Origin of the sequence: Mumia sp. Pv4-285 (genome assembly GCF_041320275.1) — a bacterium.
Lineage (GTDB): Bacteria > Actinomycetota > Actinomycetes > Propionibacteriales > Nocardioidaceae > Mumia > Mumia qirimensis.
Map to the genome: position 1 here is coordinate 3255742 of NZ_CP162023.1, position 17187 is coordinate 3272928.

At 69.4% G+C, this 17187-nt stretch carries 17 protein-coding genes; 7 read left to right on the forward strand and 10 right to left on the reverse strand.

The window, feature by feature from the left end:
- From AB3M34_RS15680 to AB3M34_RS15725, 10 genes are all read right to left on the reverse strand, one after another.
- Nucleotides 1–1230 (reverse strand): acetyl-CoA C-acetyltransferase, encoded by a 1230-nt coding sequence (locus AB3M34_RS15680; protein WP_370615280.1) that lies wholly within the window; start codon nt 1228–1230, stop codon nt 1–3.
- Nucleotides 1227–2264: an LLM class F420-dependent oxidoreductase gene (locus tag AB3M34_RS15685; protein WP_370615282.1), complete on the reverse strand. Its 1038-nt coding sequence runs from the start codon at nt 2262–2264 to the stop codon at nt 1227–1229. The genes AB3M34_RS15680 and AB3M34_RS15685 overlap by 4 nt, the downstream gene beginning before the upstream one ends.
- A gap of 17 nt (nt 2265–2281) precedes the next feature.
- Nucleotides 2282–3466 (reverse strand): ABC transporter substrate-binding protein, encoded by a 1185-nt coding sequence (locus AB3M34_RS15690; RefSeq protein WP_370615284.1) that lies wholly within the window; start codon nt 3464–3466, stop codon nt 2282–2284.
- 40 nt (nt 3467–3506) lie between these two features.
- Nucleotides 3507–4262 (reverse strand): ABC transporter ATP-binding protein, encoded by a 756-nt coding sequence (locus AB3M34_RS15695; protein WP_370615285.1) that lies wholly within the window; start codon nt 4260–4262, stop codon nt 3507–3509.
- A gap of 2 nt (nt 4263–4264) precedes the next feature.
- Nucleotides 4265–4978: an ABC transporter ATP-binding protein gene (locus tag AB3M34_RS15700; RefSeq protein ID WP_370615286.1), complete on the reverse strand. Its 714-nt coding sequence runs from the start codon at nt 4976–4978 to the stop codon at nt 4265–4267.
- The gene (locus AB3M34_RS15705) at nt 4975–6135 is read right to left on the reverse strand and encodes a branched-chain amino acid ABC transporter permease (protein ID WP_370615288.1); all 1161 of its coding nucleotides are present in this window, start codon (nt 6133–6135) and stop codon (nt 4975–4977) included. The genes AB3M34_RS15700 and AB3M34_RS15705 overlap by 4 nt, the downstream gene beginning before the upstream one ends.
- Before the next feature lie 5 nt (nt 6136–6140).
- Nucleotides 6141–7016, reverse strand: a complete 876-nt coding sequence (locus AB3M34_RS15710; RefSeq protein ID WP_370615290.1) for a branched-chain amino acid ABC transporter permease — start codon at nt 7014–7016, stop codon at nt 6141–6143.
- A gap of 94 nt (nt 7017–7110) precedes the next feature.
- Nucleotides 7111–7983 (reverse strand): LLM class flavin-dependent oxidoreductase, encoded by an 873-nt coding sequence (locus AB3M34_RS15715; RefSeq protein ID WP_370615292.1) that lies wholly within the window; start codon nt 7981–7983, stop codon nt 7111–7113.
- Entirely contained in the window at nt 7980–8714 is a 735-nt protein-coding gene (locus AB3M34_RS15720) for an SDR family NAD(P)-dependent oxidoreductase (RefSeq protein WP_370615294.1), read from the reverse strand. Before AB3M34_RS15720 ends, AB3M34_RS15715 begins: the two co-directional genes overlap by 4 nt.
- Nucleotides 8711–9511, reverse strand: coding sequence for an enoyl-CoA hydratase-related protein (locus tag AB3M34_RS15725; protein ID WP_370615296.1), 801 nt, complete (start codon nt 9509–9511; stop codon nt 8711–8713). The genes AB3M34_RS15720 and AB3M34_RS15725 overlap by 4 nt, the downstream gene beginning before the upstream one ends.
- 88 nt (nt 9512–9599) lie before the next feature.
- On the opposite strand from AB3M34_RS15725, the gene AB3M34_RS15730 reads away from it, so the two are divergent.
- The 7 genes from AB3M34_RS15730 (at nt 9600) to AB3M34_RS15760 (ending at nt 17186) form a co-directional block, all read left to right on the forward strand.
- On the forward strand, nt 9600–12281 hold the full coding sequence (locus AB3M34_RS15730; protein WP_370615297.1) for a CoA transferase: 2682 nt from the start codon (nt 9600–9602) through the stop codon (nt 12279–12281).
- A 59-nt stretch (nt 12282–12340) separates the two neighbouring features.
- Complete coding sequence (locus AB3M34_RS15735; protein WP_370615299.1) at nt 12341–12709, forward strand: nuclear transport factor 2 family protein; 369 nt, start codon at nt 12341–12343, stop codon at nt 12707–12709.
- Nucleotides 12710–12752: 43 nt separating this feature from the next.
- The gene (locus tag AB3M34_RS15740; RefSeq protein WP_370615301.1) at nt 12753–13370 is read left to right on the forward strand and encodes a TetR/AcrR family transcriptional regulator; all 618 of its coding nucleotides are present in this window, start codon (nt 12753–12755) and stop codon (nt 13368–13370) included.
- Nucleotides 13371–13460: 90 nt separating this feature from the next.
- Complete coding sequence (locus tag AB3M34_RS15745; RefSeq protein WP_370615303.1) at nt 13461–14231, forward strand: enoyl-CoA hydratase/isomerase family protein; 771 nt, start codon at nt 13461–13463, stop codon at nt 14229–14231.
- A 112-nt stretch (nt 14232–14343) separates the two neighbouring features.
- A complete protein-coding gene (locus tag AB3M34_RS15750; protein ID WP_370615305.1) occupies nt 14344–15552 on the forward strand; it encodes an acetyl-CoA C-acetyltransferase in 1209 nt (402 codons plus the stop codon).
- Between the two features lie 26 nt (nt 15553–15578).
- Entirely contained in the window at nt 15579–16724 is a 1146-nt protein-coding gene (locus AB3M34_RS15755; protein WP_370615306.1) for an acyl-CoA dehydrogenase family protein, read from the forward strand.
- Nucleotides 16725–16748: 24 nt separating this feature from the next.
- On the forward strand, nt 16749–17186 hold the full coding sequence (locus tag AB3M34_RS15760; protein WP_370615308.1) for a nuclear transport factor 2 family protein: 438 nt from the start codon (nt 16749–16751) through the stop codon (nt 17184–17186).
- Nucleotide 17187: the final 1 nt, after the last annotated feature.

Genomic DNA, 17187 nt, shown 5'->3' on the forward strand with positions numbered 1-17187 from the left:
CTACGCCCGGACGCGTTCCCACACCGCCGCGAGGCCCTGACCGCCGCCGATGCACATCGTCGTGAGCCCGTACCGCTGCTCGCGCCGGTCGAGCTCACGCGCCATCGTTCCGAGCATCCTCGCGCCGGTCGCCCCGACCGGGTGGCCGAGCGAGATGCCGGATCCGTGGACGTTCGTACGCGCCAGGTCGTCGTCGGTGAAGCGCCACTCCCGCATCACGGCGAGGGCCTGCGCGGCGAATGCCTCGTTCAGCTCGATCACGTCGATGTCGGAAAGCGTCAGCCCGGCCCGGTCGAGCGCACGCGCGGTCGCCGGGACCGGACCGATGCCCATCCGGCTCGGTTCCACCCCGGCAACGGCTGACGACACGAGCCGGATCCACGGCTTCAACCCGAGCTGGTCGGCACGTTCTCGCGAGGTGACGAGAACGAGTGCCGCGGCATCGTTCTGACCGCTGGCGTTGCCCGCCGTCACTGTGGCGGCGGGGTCCGACGCTCGCAGGATCGGCTTCAGCGATGCCAACGTCTCGAGGCTGGCATCGGCACGCGGATGCTCGTCCTGGTCGACGACGACCTCCGCGCGGCGCTCGGACACGGTGGTCCCGACGATCTCCTCGGCGAACACGCCACTCCTCTGCGCGGCCACCGCACGACGGTGCGACTCGACGGCGAGCGCGTCCTGCTCCTCGCGCGCGATCGCGTACTCGCGACGCAGGTTCTCCGCGGTCTCGATCATCCCTCCCGGCACCGGATGAAGCCGTCCCCCCGCGGTCACCCGCCCTCTCGCCAAGGCGTCATGGATCTGGACCCCGGAACGTGCACCACCCCACCTCATGTCCGTCGAGAAGAACGCGACGTTGCTCATCGACTCCACGCCGCCGGCGACGACGACCTCGCTCACGCCGGTACCCACCTGCAGGATCGCGGTGAGCACCGCCTGCAGACCCGAGCCGCAACGACGATCGAGCTGCTGCCCCCCGACCGTGACCGGGAGCCCCGCGTCCAGCGCGACGACCCGGCCGATCGCCGGCGCGTCCGCGGTCGGATAGCAGTGGCCGAGGATCACGTCGTCGATCACCGCAGGGTCGAGACCGGTACGGGACAGCAGTCCCTGCAACGCGCTCACGCCGAGGTCGACCGCACTCGCCGATCGGAAGGCTCCCCCGTACGCGCCGACCGCGGTCCGCACGGGCTCGCAGACGACGACCTCCCGCATCGTCGTGGTGCTCACAGGGAGTGCACGATCTCGGCGAACCGATGGAGGTCACCCATCGGGTCGGGACCGACGGGCGTCACCTGGACCACCGTGACGCCACTGGTCCTGTACGCCTGGAGGCGGTCACGGAGGTACGACTCGTCACCGATCAGCGATGTTCCCTCGAGCAGCTGGGTGGGGAGGGCCGCCGTCGCCTCGGCGACGTGCCCGTCGAGATAGAGGTCCTGTACCTTCTCTGCCTCGGCCTCCCACCCGTACTGGCGCACGACCCGGTTGTAGAAGTTGGCCTCGCGGGGGCCCATCGCGCCGACGTAGAAGGTCAGGTGCGCTCGATCGAGCTCACGTAGGTGCTCCACGTCGTCGCCGACCGCCATCGGGCCTCCGGACACGATCTGGAACGGTCCGAGGCTCGTGTCCCGCTTCGCCAGACCGGCATCCATCGCGCTCCCCCACACGCGATCAGCCTTCTCCGGGATGTAGAGGAACGGGATCCACCCCTCGGCGACCTCGGCTGCGAGCTCGACGTTCTTCTGACCGAGCGCCGCGATGAGGACGGGAATCTCCGCGCGCAACGGACGGTGCAGCATCTTCAACGGCTTCCCGGCGCCGGTGCCGCGCTCCTTCGGGAGGGGAATCTCGTACCGACGTCCTTGGTGGTCGAGGTGCTCGCGGCGCCACACGGTGCGCAGGATCTCGATGATCTCCCGCGTGCGGCCTAGCGGCGCGTCGTACGGAAGCCCGTGCCACCCCTCCACGACCTGTGGTCCGCTCGCTCCGAGACCCAGCGTGAACCGCCCGTCGGACACCTGGTCGAGGCCGGCAGCGGTCATGGCGAGCAGCGCGGGAGTCCGGGAGTAGATCGGCACGATGCCCGACATCAGCTCGACCCGCTCGGTGATGCCGGCGAGGAGCCCGAGGATGCTCACGGCGTCGAAGCCGTACGACTCGGGGACGGAGATCACGTCGACGCCTGCGCGCTCGTAGCCGACGGCGAGGTCGCGGATGGATCCGATGTCCGTCCGCGGGTCGATCCCGACGGCAACCTTCATGCTGGACATCTCACGCCTCAATCCGACTCGAAGGACTCGACGTACGTGACGTCCTGACCGGTGATCCGGTAGAGGTGCCACTTGGCGTACGGGTAGTGGTCGTCGCCGTCGTATCCGAACTCGTCCGCGAGGCCCGGGAGCTCGATCGTCGTCTGCTCGAGCTGTTCCTTGAGCTGCTTGCCGCTGCACGGGTAGCCGCACTCCTCGAGGGCCGCACCGAAGAGACGAGCCGTCATGTACGCCGGAACGGTGTAGGCACCGTTGAGCTCGAGCACGTTGTCCGACGGCATCTCGCCCTCGACCGCGTCAAGGAACTCGGAGGCGGCGCCCTCGGCGGTGGCCGGGTCGACGACCTCGTTGACCGTCAGCGCGTACACGTTCTTGTCGGTCGACTCCGCCAGCGACGGCAGGTTGCCCGTGCCGTCGACCCAGATGAAGGGAGCGTCGATCCCAGCGCTTCGAACCCCCTTCAGCACGCTCAGGAAGCCGGGTCCGGTGTTGCTCATCATGACGACGTCCGGCTTCGCCGCGACGATCTTGGCGACCTGCGCGGAGGAGTCGCTCGCCGCGAGGTCGATCTCCTGGCGGGTCACGATCTCGATGCCGGCGTCGGCTGCCTTCTCCTCGACCTGGTCGCCGAAGCCCACCGAGGTCAGCGTGTTGATGTTGACCAGCGCAGCGCGGGGTGAGTCGACCCCGGCGACCTCCGACGCCGCCGCCAGCATGGCGCTGCCGGCCTTGGTGTTGTCGGCACCCAGGCTGAACGCGTAGTCGTTCGCCTCTGCCAGCGACATGCACGCCAGCGGCACCTCGTACCGTTCGGCGACCGGTGTCCCCGCCGAGCAGTTGGCGCTCAGGACGAAGCCGAAGATCGCATTGACCTCGTCCGCGGTGGCGAGCTGCGTGGTGTTCGTCGCAGTGCGCGAGGCGTCGGCGGCGTTGTCGAGCGTGACGAGCTCGATCTTGTGGCCGTTGATCCCGCCGTCGGCGTTGACCTCGTCGAGGTACGCCTGGATCCCGACCTCCATGCCCTCGCCGTAGTAGGCGGTGACCCCGGAGAGCTCGGCGTTGATGCCCCACGTGTAGGTCCCGTCGCCGGACGATCCGCTCGCCCCGCCGTCTCCCCCGCACGCGGAGGCCGCGAGCGCGAGAGTGCCGACAGCGACGACTGGCCTGATGCGTCGCGTGCGCGTGGACGTCATCTCGTACCTCCGTGGTGTGGGAACTGGCTGTGCTGACCGGTCACTCTGCGGACTGCCCGAGGTACGACCGCTTCACCTCGGCGCTCGACATCACCGCGCCGGGCTCACCGACACGCAGGACCTCGCCGAAGTTCATCGCCATCAGCTGGTCGCAGTTGCTGACGACGAAGCCGGGGTCGTGGTCGATCAGGACGATCGTCCGGCCGAGCCGGCGCATCTCGGCAAGCGCCTCGGCGATCGCCCCTCGCTCGCTCGCGCTCACGCCTGAAGTCGGCTCGTCGAGCAGGATGAGCTCGTTGCCGACCGCGAGAGCGCGGGCCATGTCGGCCAGCTTCTGCACCGCGCTAGACAGCTCGCCGAGCGGCCGGTGGGCGTACGAGGTGAGGTCGAGAAGCTCGAGCACCTCCATCGCGCGGCTGCGGCTCGCCGCCTCGAACTGGGTGCGTCGGTGGTCGGAGAACCGCAGCGCCCCCCAGACCGAGTTCTTGAGCTGCCCCAGCGAGACGAGGTTGAGGACGGTCAGGTGGGTGAAGTACTGGGTCGACTGCAGGCTGCGACCGATGCCGTGATTGCGGACCTTGTGGGGAGAGGTGCCGGTCAGCCTCTCGCCCTTGAAGAGCACCTCGCCACGCACGGTCGGGACGACGCCGCTGACGACGTTGAGGATCGTCGTCTTCCCTGCGCCGTTCGGACCGACGATGCCGAACGTCTGTCCTCGTTCCACCTCGAAGTTGATGTCACGCAGGATCGAGACTCCTCCGAGCTCGACGTCCACGCTCTCGAGTGCCAGCAGCACGGTCACACCTTCTCCCGACCCAGGTAGGTGTCGAGGACTCCCTCGACATCGAGCTCGTCGATGGCGCCTTCGGCGACGACCAGGCCGTCGTCCATCACCTGGACGCGATCGGCCACCGCGAGCGACTCCGACACCGACTGGTCCGCCGCGAGGATGGCGAGCCCCTGATCGTCGGCGAGCCGCCGCAGGTACTGCATGAGCTCGCGCACGACACCGGGCGCCAGTCCGAGCGAGAGCTCGTCGACAAGGAGGACCTTCGGGGTACGCAGCAGGGCGAGCGCCGTCGCGAGCATCTGTCGCTCACCGCCGCTCAGCAGCCCGGCCCTGACCATGAGCCGGTCCGCCAGCCGAGGGAAGTACTCCAGGACCTGGTTCTTGAGCGCCTTGGTCGGAGCGACGAGGCGCAGCTGCTCGTCGACCGTCATCCCAGTGAACACCTTGTTCCGCTCGGCGATCAGCTCGAGGCCGGCGCGCGAGAGCGTGAGCGGGTGCGGTCGTCGTACGGGCTTGCCGAGCAGCTCGATCCGCCCGTTGGACCGGCCGGTCTCGCCCGGGAGGAACCCGACGATCCCGCGGAGCGTGGAGGTCTTCCCGGCGCCGTTGCGTCCGAGCATCATCGTGAGGGTGCCCGGCTCGAGATCGACCGCGTAGCCGGTCACGGCGGGCACGCCGCGGTAGGAGACGGTGAGGTCTCGTACGGAGAGGATCGCGTTCATCGAGCGGCCGCCTTCTTCTTGCCGACGAGACTGACGAGCGCCCTGATCCTCGACTCCAGCTTGCGCAGGATGCCTTCGATGCCGTCGGGCTCGAACAGGATCACCAGCAGGAACAGCAGGGAGAACAGTCCTGCGTTGACGGTGTTGACGTTGCTCAGGTACCAGTCGAAGTTGATCCCGGCGTTCTGCATCCAGACCGACACCTGGTTCTGGAGGAAGTACGGCAGGACCGAGATGACGACGGCGCCGATGATCGCGCCCAACCGGGAGCTGACACCGCCGATGAAGATCATCGTGACAAGGGTGATGGTCAGCGTGAGCGTGTACGACTCGTAGTCCGCGCGACCGACCCAGTACGCGAACAGGCAACCCGCGATCGCCGTGACGGCACCGCTCGCCGCGAACGCGTACAGCTTCCAGCGGACGACGTCGACGCCGCTCATCGCGGCCGCGACCTCGCTCTCCTTCAGCGCGCGCCACGCGAGCCCGATGCCCGTGCGCTCGACGAGGGCGGTGGCGGCGTAGATGACGAGGAGGATGACGATCAGCGTCCAGTAGAGGTTCGTCCCGTACGACAGGTCCCACGAGCCGATCTCCAGCGGGGGCAGCACGAGCCCGGCCGGGTGGTACTCCGCCTGGTACTGCCGGGTCAGCGACGTCACGATGAACTGCAGCGCCAGGCTGGACAGCAGCAGGTAGAGGCCCTTGAAGCGCAGGCCGGGCAGTCCGGACACGACCCCTACCGTCCAGCCGACGAGCGTGCACCCCAGCAGGACGACCGGGAAGCTCTCCACCCCCCAGCTGACCATGATGCCGGCGGTGAACGCACCGATCGCCATGAAGGCGCCGCCGCTCAGCGCGATCTGGCCCGCGCCGCCGACCAGGATCGACTGACCGATCGACGCGATCGCGAAGATCGCGCACGACTGGGCGATCAGGTTGATGTAGGGGCCAGCCCCAGCCGCCCACAGCGCTGCTGCAACGAGCAGGAGGGTCACCGCGAGATGGGTAGGAGCGCCCGGACGGGTGAGCGCGTCCTTCAGCCGGCCGGTGCGACCACCGGTCCCGCCCGACTGGGGGGACGGGTCTGGCGCGTCGGAGGACGATCGCGCGTCGACAGGGGCGTCGGCGATCTCGGGAACCTGCGCGGGGGACATGTCCATCACAACCTCACGACCTCGGCCTTGCCGAACAGGCCGGTCGGACGAACCATCAGGAAGGCGAGCATCACGGAGAAGGCGACCAGGTCCACCCAGTCCGTGCCGAGCGTGGCCGCCACCGCGTTCTGCAGCGCGCCGAGGACGAGCCCTCCGAAGAGCGCTCCCGGCACCGAGTCGAGGCCACCGAGGATGATCGCGGGGAAGGCGAAGAAGCCGATGTTGGCGACTCCGACCGGGTCCACCGACGACCGCAGCGCGAAGGCGATGCCCGCGAAGGCCGCCGTCAGTCCTGCCAGGCCCCACGCGATGGTCGCGATCCGCGCCGCGCTCACGCCCAGGTGGACCGACAGGCCCGGGTTGTCGGCGACGGCGTTCATCTGAAGACCGAGCTGTGTCTTGGCGAGGATCAGCAGGATCGCGGCGACGACGAGCAGCGTGATGCCGACCGAGACGAGGTCGGCGACCGTGATGGTGGCGCCGGCGACCTGGAACGAACGGTCGCCCACGACGTCGGGCAGGGCGAGCGGGCTGGTGCCGTAGCGCACCGCCACCACGGCCTGGAGCACCCCCGCCAGGCCGATCGTGGCGACCGAGGTGGCGAAGGGCTCTCGCGCGGCTACCTTCGCGAAGACCACGATGTAGACGAACGCACTGAACATCGCCACGAGCGTCACCGTGATCGCCGTCGCGACGAGGAACGGCAGCTGTTCGTTCTTCACCAGGTCGTAGAAGAGGAAGGCGCCGAGGAGCATGAACCCGCCCTGGCAGAAGCTCAGGACCTTCGACGCCCGGAAGAGGAGGACGAACCCCACTCCGACCAGCCCGTAGAGCGAGCCTGTGACTATCGAGCCCCAGACGGCTTGTGCGAACACGCCCACGTTGCGAATCTCCCTACCTCGGTCGTACGAAGGTGACGCGGATCAGAAAACGACTTTGACATCGACGTCAGTTTATGGAGCAGGTCACATCCCGTCAACGTCCTTGCGCTGCGAGACCACCGAGGAACCGCCAGGTGCGTTCGTCGTCGTCCCCTCGCGCCACGACGTGGGCCGCAAACTCGGTGACGCCCGCGTCGGCGAACCGGTGCAGCTGGCCGGCGACGGTCGCCTCATCGCCGACGAGGGACAGGGCCGCGACACCGTCGGCACCTTCGCGCTCCAGCACTCGCTGGTACGACGGCAGCGCGTCGTTCGCGCCGAGCTTGCGGTGGATCGCCGCGCGGGCCGCGTCGACGTCGTCGGTCACGCACAGCGGGAGCGCGGTCACGATCCGGAACGGCTCCGTACGGCCGGCGGCCGCCGCCACGATGACCTGCTCGACAGTGCGCAGTCCGGAGGCCCACGTGACCACGCCGTCCGCCTGCTCGGCAGCGAACCCCGCCATGACCGGGTTGACCGCGCCGAGCACGACCTGCGGCGCAGGCGCCCTCGGCTGCAGCCGCTCGGGCTGCTCGCCACCGAGCAGACTGCGCAGCTCGGCGAGATACGAGCGCATCGTGGCCATCGGCGAGCCCCACTCGGCCGCGAACAGGCGTTCGGCCAGATCTTTGTGCGACGTCCCGAGCCCGAGGGTCAAGCGACCTCCGGACACTTCCTGCACGGTCAGCGCTTGCTGCGCGAGCGCATACGGCGTGCGGAGGGGAATCGGAGCGACGGCCGTCGCGATCTCGACGTCCTCGACCCGGCTCGCCGCCACCGCGAGCGCGGTGAGGGTGTCGAGGCCGTTCAGCATCGGCGCCCAGTAGCCCGCAAGTCCTGTCCGACCGACCCTCGAGACCTCGTCCACGACCTGCGCGACGCTGCCGTGGTTGGTGGTCGAGGAGTGGATCGAGATGCGCATCGTCATAGGTGGGTCCTCAGCAGCTGGCCACCGTCGACGAGGATCTCGGCGCCGGTGAGATAGGAAGCCTGCTCGGAGAGCAGGAAGGAGACGACGGACGCGATCTCGTCGGTGCGACCCGGTCGCCCGAGAGGCACCCACGACGAGATCCTGGGGATGCTCGCCTCGGGAAGCATCGGTGTCGCGATCGCTCCCGGGAGCAGGGTGTTGACGCGGATCCCGAGCTCGGCAAGCTCGACCGCAGCGCTCTGCGCCAAGCCGCGGGCTCCCCACTTCGACGCCCCGTAGCCGGCGTGCTCGGCGAAGGGACGCATCGCGGCGTTGCTCGCGGTGACGACGACCGCCGGCGCCGTGCCTTCACGCAGCAAAGGGACGCACGTCTGGAGGGCGAGCAGGAGACCGAGGGTGTTGACCCGCCATGCACGCTCGAAGTCGGCGGGATCCTCCTCGAGCAGCGGTGAGCGGTGCAGGATCCCGGCGTTGCTCACGAGGCCGTCCAGACGGCCGAACCGCTCACGGACGGCGGCGATCGCTTCCTGCCACTCGTCGGCCGAGGTCACATCGAGCCGCTGCGCGAGCACCGCGTCGCGGGGCAGCGGCTCGACCGTACTCACAAGCTCGTCCGCGAGCACGTCGCAGGCGACCACGGCGTATCCGTCGTCCAGCAGCGTCCGCACCACGGCCAGCCCTTGTCCGCGTGCCGCTCCGGTCACCAGCGCGACCCGACGTGCGGTCATCGGCGAGCCACCAGGGCTTGCACGAGTGCTCGGTGCTCGGGCGTGGCGGTGAGTCGTACGTGCTCCTCGGCGTCACGGTCGCACGCCTCGGCGAACGAGAGGGCTGGTACGAGGTCGGAGGTCGCCGCCATCACCGCAACCGCCGGAGCCGGCACCCGCGCGAACCGTCGTGCGACTCGCATCGTCTGCTCCACGAGCTCGTCGTCGGGATGGACTCCGTTCACGAGTCCGCGCGCGAGCGCGACGTCGGCGGGGACGGCCGCGGAGGAGTAGAGCAGCTCCCGCGCGACCGCTCGACCCACGAGGTCGTGCAGCAGCCAGCTGCAGCCGAAGTCTCCCGCGAGGCCCACGCGCCCGAACCCGGTCATCAGCACCGCGGAGCTCGCGGCGTAGCGGACGTCGCAGGCGAGCGCCAATGCCAGACCCGCGCCCACCGCCGGCCCCGGGATCATCGCGATCGTCGGCTTCGCGAGCTCGCGCAGCCTCACCACGGTGCGGCGTTGGAGATCTGCCTGGGCGGTCGCGCGGCCGTCTGGATCGTCGGCCGCACCGAAGATGCTCCGCCCAGCCGCCATCAGGCCGACGTCGCCACCCGCGCAGAAAGCGCCACGGGCACCGGTCAGCACCAGTGCTCGAACCTCGGCCGACCCGGAGGCGACGTCCAGCGCCGCGGCCAGTCCTTCGAGCAGCGGGAGCGAGAGGGCGTTGCGCACCTCGGGGCGGTCGAGGGTGACGACCAGGACACCGTCATCCAATGACGCTGTCACGTCGTCGGTCCCGGTGGCGACGATCTCCACGGCAACTCCTTGCTCGAAGGACTAGATTTCGACATCGACGTCAAAGTTATAGTTGCGTCCTATGCAGCGCAACAGCCTGGAGGAACACGTGGGCCCCCTGACCGCCCCTTTGAGCGGCATCACCGTCGTCGCCTTCGAGCAGGCGGTGTCGGCGCCGTACGCCACCCGTGTCCTCGCCGACCTCGGCGCGCGGGTGATCAAGGTGGAACGACCCGGCACCGGTGACTTCACACGCTGGTTCGACGAGGACGCCGGCGGACTTGCGACCCATTTCGTGTGGCTCAACCGCAACAAGGAGTCGATCGCGCTCGACGTCAAGGACCCCGCGGCTCGTCCGACGCTCGAGGCGCTGCTCGACCGGGCCGACGTCGTGGTCCAGAACCTCGCGCCGGGCGCGGCTGCTCGTCTCGGACTCGACGCCGAGAGTCTCGTCGCGGCTCGCCCGCACCAGGTCGCGGTCGACATCTCGGGCTACGGCCACGACGGACCCCACGCCCACCGGCGGGCGTACGACCTGCTGGTCCAGGCCGAGTCCGGCTCGTGCGCCTCGACGGGCTGGCCCGGGCGACCGGCGCGGCCGGCGATCCCTTCGGCGGACGTGGGAAGCGGACTGATGACAGCGGTGTCCGTGCTCGCCGCCCTCCAGGCACGGCACGAGCACGGCCGCGGGGCCGCACTGCACATCAACATGTTCGACGTCTCCGCGGACTTCCTTGGCTTCTCCCTGCTGCACGCGCTGTACACGGGTCAGGAGCGGCCGCCGCACGGGATGAGCTCACCCACGGTCGCCCCGTACGGCTCGTACCCGACGCGAGACGGCCGCTCGGTCGTGCTCGGCACCACGAACGACGGAGAGTGGCAGCGCCTCACGCGGGACCTGATCGAGCGCGACGACCTGGCCGAGGATCCCGAGTACGCGACGAACGACCAGCGCTGGCGCCACACCGACGCGATCAACGCCGAGATCCGCCGGTGGACCGTCGAGCACGACGCCGAGGAGATCTGCGCGCGTGCGGACCGGGCCGGGATCGGCAGCGCCGTCCTGCGCAGCGTTCCCGAGGCGGCACGTCACCCGGAGATCGTCGCGCGAGACCGGTGGGCGCAGGTCGACTCCCCAGTGGGCCCGGTCTCCAGCCTGCGCGCGCCGTTCGAGTCGACCACGTGGGAGCAGCCGCTCGCGGCCGTCCCCGGTCTCGGTCAACACACTGACACGATCCTCGCCGAGCTCGGCCTGTCGGCACCAGGTCCCGCCGCGGACATCTCGATCGACCGGTTGCGTGACGGTCTCGAGCGCTGGGCGGCCGCGGAGCCGTCACGGATCGCGCTCGTCGACGACGCCCGTTCGTGGACGTACGGCGAGCTCGAGCACGCCGTGGCGGTCGCCGTCGGCCGGCTGCGGCGCTCGGGCGCGAGGCCGGGACGTGCCGTCCTCATCGTGGCCCCGGTCTCGGCTGCCGCTGTCACCGCCTACCTCGCTGTTCTCCGGACCGGCGCCACCGCCGTGCTCCTGGACCGCAGGTGTGGGATCGCCGACGTTCGACACGCGCTCGAAGCGCTCGGTGCCGATCTCGTCGTGTCGACCCGGGATCTCGTCACGAGTCTCGATCTCGACCAGTTGGGGGCAGCGGTGCTCGACCTCGACCATCTGGGCGCGGTCGGCGACCCGGACCGTAGGTGGGTGGAGCCGGATCCGTCGATGCGAGCGTCGGTGTTCTTCACGTCCGGCACCACCAGTCGTCCGAAGGCGGTGCTCCACAGCCTGAGGTCGATCGGCGCGGGGGCACGCAACATGGCGACGGCCTTGTCATTCACTGCGGCTGACTCGGCCTTCCTCAGCAGCCCGGTCGCGAGCATCACCGGGATCATGCACGTCCACCTCGCCATCGACACCGGCGGCAGCCTCGTCCTCGAAGACCGCTTCGATCCTGAACCGTCTCTGCGGCGGGTGCTCGGCCACGGGTGCACGACGCTCGGGGGCGCGCCGATCATCGCGGAGGAGCTCTTCCGAGAGGCCCGGCGGCGCGAGCTCGAGCGCCTGCCGATCCGAGCCGTCGCACTCGGGGGCGCGATGATCCCGCGCGACCTGCTGGAGCTCGCGACGGACCGGTGGGGAATCGTCGTGAGCCGCGTGTACGGCTCGTCCGAGGCTCCCGTCGCGACCTTCTCCCTTCCCTCCGACACGGGTGATGCACGACTCGCGAACGACGGCGCGCCGGGGCCCGGCTCCGAAGTCGCGATCGCCCCCTCCGGCGAGGTGCTCCTCCGTGGTCCGATGCTGTTCCTGGGGTACGCCGACGCGAACGACAACACCGACGCCTTCACGACCGACGGGTGGTTCCGGACCGGTGACCTGGGGCGGCTCGAGCGCGACGAGGTCGACCGTGACCGGCTGGTGATCACCGGACGGCTCAAGGAGGTCGTGGTCCGCAAGGGGATGAAGATCTCCCTGCCCGAGATCGACGCGGCGGCCCGGCTGCTTCGCGGGATCGAGGAGGCAACCGCGTACGCCGTGCCGGATCCCGAGACGGGCGAGCACCTCGCCCTTGCCGTCCTCCCCCAGGCCGGGACGACGGTCTCGCTCGGGTCGATCACCGAGCAGCTGCGCGCCGCAGGGCTCGCCAAGGGCAAGCTTCCGGAGGAGGTCGTGGTGTGGGAGTCGCCCCTGCCCCGCACCGCCACCGGGAAGGTCCGACGCGGAGCCCTCGCCGGTGGAGGCGTACGCCGGATCGTCGCCGAGCGGCTTCAACACCCTGGCGGTGCAACCACGTGATGAGTCGTACGAACGAGGAGCAAGCAGTGGAAGACACAGACGGAGCACGATACGCGCGGGTGAGCACGCTGATGGCGGACTACGCCGTACGCGTGGACTCTCGAGACGCCGATGGTTGGGCGGACATCTTCATCCCTGACGGGGTACTCACGTTCGCAGGCAAGCGGGTCGAGGGGCGTGAGGCGCTGGCAGCGTTCGCCGCCGCGTCGCCGCCCGGGATCCACCTCGGCGGATCGCCGACGATCGCCGACGACGGCGAGATCCTGAGCGTCCGCTCGCAGTTCGTCTTCGTCCCGGCCGACGGGTCGAGGGTGCTCGCCGGCTCGTACCACGACCGCGTGCTCGACGACGGGACGACCGCCCGACTGGTCGAGCGTGCGATCGAGATCGTGGCTTCGATGAAGCCCGGCCGCGCTGCGACGGGGTGACCCGCTGTGTACTCTGACGTCGCAATCAGAAGGAGGACCAAAAATGGTCGACAGCACACCGCGATCCGCGAAAGGCCGCCGCACCCGCGTGCGCCTCTTCGAAGCCGGCAAGACGGTGTTCGAGCGCGACGGATTCCTTCAGGCCAGGATCAGCGACATCTCTGCTGAGGCTGGAGTCTCGCACGGTTCCTTCTACCACTACTTCGACTCCAAAGAGACGCTCTTCCGCGAGATCGCCGAGCAGGTCGAGGTTCGCCTGGTCGGGATGGACGACCTGACCCTCGAGGGCGAGCAGCCGCCGGCCGTCGAACGGATCCGGGCCGCCAACCGCTCCTACCTTCGCGCCTACAAGAAGGAAGCGAAGATCATGCGGGTGATCGAGGAGGTCAGCCGCTACGACGCCGAGGTCCAGGCCGTGCGCAAGCGCCGCGACGACCACCTCGCGTCCCGGATGGAGTCCTCGATCGCCAAGCTGCAGAAGAAGGGGCTGGCCGACGCGCGCGTCGACGTCCGGTACGCCGCCACGGCCCTCGGCAGCATGGTCGCGCGGTTCGCCGAGGAGATGTTCATCCGCGGGGGCGACTTCGAGATCAATGAGGCGGTCGAGCAGCTGACGCTCCTGTGGTGCAACGCGCTCGGCATCAGCTCCGACGAGACCTGACCCCGCGCTGGCGCATTCGTCGTCAGAAGCAATATTGACGTCGACTAAGGTTTTGGCGCAGACTGTGAGTCTCCCACCGAAAGGCGCGCCATGCCCCAGGACGTCATCACCGTCGAGGTGGACGACACGATCGCCGTCGTCACTCTCAACCGGCCCGACTCGCTCAACTCGTCGAACCCCGACCTGCACGCGCGGCTCGCGACGATCTGGGACGACGTCGCTGCGATCGACGGTCTCCGCGCCGTCGTCCTGACCGGCGCCGGGCAAGCGTTCTCGGCCGGCGGCGACTTCGGGCTGCTCGACCGGATGGTGAAGGACCCCCAGCTGCGGGACGAAGTGATGGCTGAGGCCGCGGCGATCGTGCGTGCGATCGTCGAGTTCCCCCTCCCCCTGATCGCCGCCGTCAACGGCCCCGCGGTGGGCCTCGGCGCCAGCGTGGCCGGGTTCGCCGACCTGGTCGTCATGGCGGAGGACGCGTTCTTCGCTGATCCTCACGTCTCGCTCGGGCTCGTCGCGGGCGACGGGTCGGTCATGACGTGGCCACAGCACATGGGCCTGCAGCGCGCAAAGGAGTGGATCCTGCTCGGCGGGCGCATGTCGGCCGAAGAGGCCCTCCGCGTCGGTCTGGCCAACCGGGTCGCACCGTCGGGCGAGGCGCTCAAGCAGGCGCTCGAGCTGGCCCGTCGCGTCGCGGCGATGCCGCCCCAGTCCGTACGCGAAACCTTGCGAGCGCTCGACAAGCCGTTGCGCGACCGGCTCGACGGCGATCTCGCCGCCGTGCTCGGCGCCGAGACCCGGTCGTTCGACGAGCCCGAGTTCCAGGCCAACCTCGGGCGCCTGATCAGCCGCTCCAGTCGGTAGACACGCCGCGGGCCGGTCGTGATCTCCGGCGACCGGCGTTATTGACTTCGACGTCAATATTGTAGATCGTTGTGACAGAGATCCCCGCGCCCACCACTCGAAGGAGATGAACGTGCCAGACGCCGTCATCGTCGCATCCGCCCGTACGCCCATCGGGCGCGCTCACAAGGGCTCGTTGGTCGATGCCCGCGCCGACGACCTTGCGGCCACAGTCGTCCAGGCGGCGCTCGACAAGGTGCCCGGGCTCGCCCCCGAGGCGATCGAGGACCTCTATATCGGAGCCTCCAACCACACCGGCGAGCAGTCGCAGAACCTCGGACGACGGGTCGCGGTCCTCCTGGGGCGTGACGATCTGCCCGCGGTCACGGTCAACCGCGCCTGCGCCTCGTCGATCCAGACCACGCGCATGGCGTTCCACGCGATCCGCGCCGGGGAGGGCGAGGCGTTCCTCTCGGTCGGGGCCGAGAGCGTCTCGCGCTACCGACCTGCACCGGCGGGCACCGAGCACCCGGACTTCGCCGCCGCGCAGGACCGGACCTCGCTCCGGGCGACCGGTGGCGGCGGCACGTGGGGAGACCCGCGCGAGGAGGGCGATCTGCCCGACTACTACATCCCGATGGGACAGACCGCCGAGAACGTCGCCGAGCTGTGCGGCATCAGCCGCGCCGACCAGGACGCCTTCGCCCTGCGATCGCAGCAACGGTACGCCGCAGCCGAGGCAGCCGGCTCCCACTCCCGACTGATCGCCCCCGTCAAGCTCGCCGACGGCACGTGGATGGAGCATGACGACTCTCCGCGGCCCGGCACCACGCTCGACGGCCTGTCGCAGCTGAAGCCGGTCTTCCGCCCGGACGGCACCGTCACCGCCGGCAACAGCTGTCCGCTCAACGACGGCGCTGCGGCACTCGTCGTGGTGAGCGACACGATCGCCGCCACCCTCGACGCGCCGGTCCAGGCGCGCGTCATCGGCACCGCCGCATCGGGCCTCTCCCCCGAGATCATGGGTCTCGGTCCGGTTGACGCCACCGAGCGGGTGCTGGCCCGGTGCGGCCTGACGACAGACGACCTCGACGTCATCGAGATCAACGAGGCGTTCGCCGCGCAGGTGGTGGCGTCGCAACGTGCACTCGGACTCGACGAGGACAAGGTGAACGTCAACGGCGGAGCCATCGCGCTCGGCCACCCGTTCGGCATGACCGGCGCGCGCCTGATCGGTCAGGCGATGCAGATCCTCCATGAGAACGACGCGGAGCTCGCGCTCGTGACGCTCTGCGTCGGCATGGGCCAGGGAATGGCGATCGTGCTCGAACGAGTCGGCTGACGGACGCCGGGAAGGACATCACACGCATGCGCAGAACGCTCTACGACCAGGAGCACGAGGACTTCCGCCTGATGGTGCGCAAGTTCCTCCAGGACGAGGTCGTGCCCGTCTACGCCGACTGGGAGGACGAGGGCCTCGTTCCTCGCTCGTTCTTCGAGCGGCTCGGCGAGCTCGGGGTGATGGGACTCACGATCCCGGAGCAGTACGGCGGCGCCGGCGAGGCGAGCTATCGCTTCGGCGCGGTGCTGAGCGAGGAAGTCTCGGCGGCACTCGTCGCCACCGGCCCGTTGCGGTGCCACCTCGACGTCGTCCTGCCGTACTTCCTGGCGTACGCGAACGACGAGCAGCGGCAGAGGTGGTTCCCCGGCCTCGCCGCGGGGCATCTCCTGACCGCCGTGGCGATGACCGAGCCCGGCGCCGGATCCGACCTGTCGGCGATCCGCACGCGCGCCCGCCGCGACGGCGACGCGTATGTCCTCGACGGGGCGAAAACCTTCATCACCGGCGGCATGCTGGCCGATCTCACGATCGTGGTCGCACGCACCTCCGACGAGGAGAACCCTCGCCAGGGCCTCTCGCTCCTCGTCGTCGAGTCCGGCATGGACGGATTCACCCGCAGCGGCCCGATGAAGAAGCTGGGCATGCACGTCCAGGACACCGCTGAGCTCTTCTTCGACGGCGTACGCGTCCCGGTCACGAACCTCCTCGGTGAGGAAGGCCGCGCGTTCGAGCACCTGGGCAACAACCTTCCCAAGGAGCGGCTCGGCATCGCCGTGACGGCTGTGGCCAACGCGAAGGCCGCGGTCGAGCTCGCCAAGGCCTACGTCCAGGACCGGAGGGCCTTCGGCAAGCGCATCGCCGAGTTCCAGAACACCCGTTTCGAGCTGGCGTCGGTGACGACTGAGCTCGACGCCGCTCAGCTGATGGTCGACCACGGCGTCGCCGAGCTGGACGAGGGGCGCCTGTCGCCGGTCGACGCAGCGAAGATCAAGCTCTTCGCGACGGAGGTGCAGGGTCGCGCGATCGATCGGTGCCTCCAGCTGTTCGGCGGCTACGGCTACATGGCCGAGTACCCGATCTCGCGGTTGTACGCCGACGCGCGCGTCACCCGCATCTACGGCGGCACCAGTGAGGTCATGCGCACGATCATCGCGAAGTCGCTAGGAATCTGACCAACCCCGAGCACAGAGGTGAGCATGGACAGCAACACCATCGCGGACGTCATCGAGATCCAGCAGCTGCTGGCCCGCTACGCAGTCCGCATGACCCAGCACGATGTCGAGGGTGTCGTCGGCGTCTTCGCCCCCGGCGGAACGTACAGCGCCTTCGGAGACATCTACGACACGACGGACTTCCCCCTTCTCATGGACGCAGCGCCGCGCGGCCACTACACCACGGGCATCCCTCTCCTCGAGATCGACGGCGACACCGCCACCGGCGTACAGACGCTGTCGTTCGTCGCGCAGACCGACCACGCGATGCGGATCGGCTACTACACCGACACCTACACCCGGACGACAGACGGTTGGCGGCTGCAGACCCGTGCGATGACGTTCCTGCGCCGCGACGGCTCGCAGAACTCCGGGAAGGCGCACGACCCGCTGCGGCCGGCACCGACCAGCTCCGCGAGCTGAG

Excerpts from the sequence above, each read along its gene's own strand:
- AB3M34_RS15740 (WP_370615301.1), top strand. The coding sequence starts at position 12,753 with ATGGTCGACAGCACACCGCGATCCGCGAAAGGCCGCCGCACCCGCGTG.
- AB3M34_RS15690 (WP_370615284.1), bottom strand. The coding sequence starts at position 3,466 with ATGACGTCCACGCGCACGCGACGCATCAGGCCAGTCGTCGCTGTCGGC.
- AB3M34_RS15760 (WP_370615308.1), top strand. The coding sequence starts at position 16,749 with ATGGACAGCAACACCATCGCGGACGTCATCGAGATCCAGCAGCTGCTG.
- AB3M34_RS15755 (WP_370615306.1), top strand. The coding sequence starts at position 15,579 with ATGCGCAGAACGCTCTACGACCAGGAGCACGAGGACTTCCGCCTGATG.
- AB3M34_RS15705 (WP_370615288.1), bottom strand. The coding sequence starts at position 6,135 with ATGTCCCCCGCGCAGGTTCCCGAGATCGCCGACGCCCCTGTCGACGCG.
- AB3M34_RS15715 (WP_370615292.1), bottom strand. The coding sequence starts at position 7,983 with ATGACGATGCGCATCTCGATCCACTCCTCGACCACCAACCACGGCAGC.
- AB3M34_RS15685 (WP_370615282.1), bottom strand. The coding sequence starts at position 2,264 with ATGAAGGTTGCCGTCGGGATCGACCCGCGGACGGACATCGGATCCATC.
- AB3M34_RS15745 (WP_370615303.1), top strand. The coding sequence starts at position 13,461 with ATGCCCCAGGACGTCATCACCGTCGAGGTGGACGACACGATCGCCGTC.
- AB3M34_RS15700 (WP_370615286.1), bottom strand. The coding sequence starts at position 4,978 with ATGAACGCGATCCTCTCCGTACGAGACCTCACCGTCTCCTACCGCGGC.
- AB3M34_RS15720 (WP_370615294.1), bottom strand. The coding sequence starts at position 8,714 with ATGACCGCACGTCGGGTCGCGCTGGTGACCGGAGCGGCACGCGGACAA.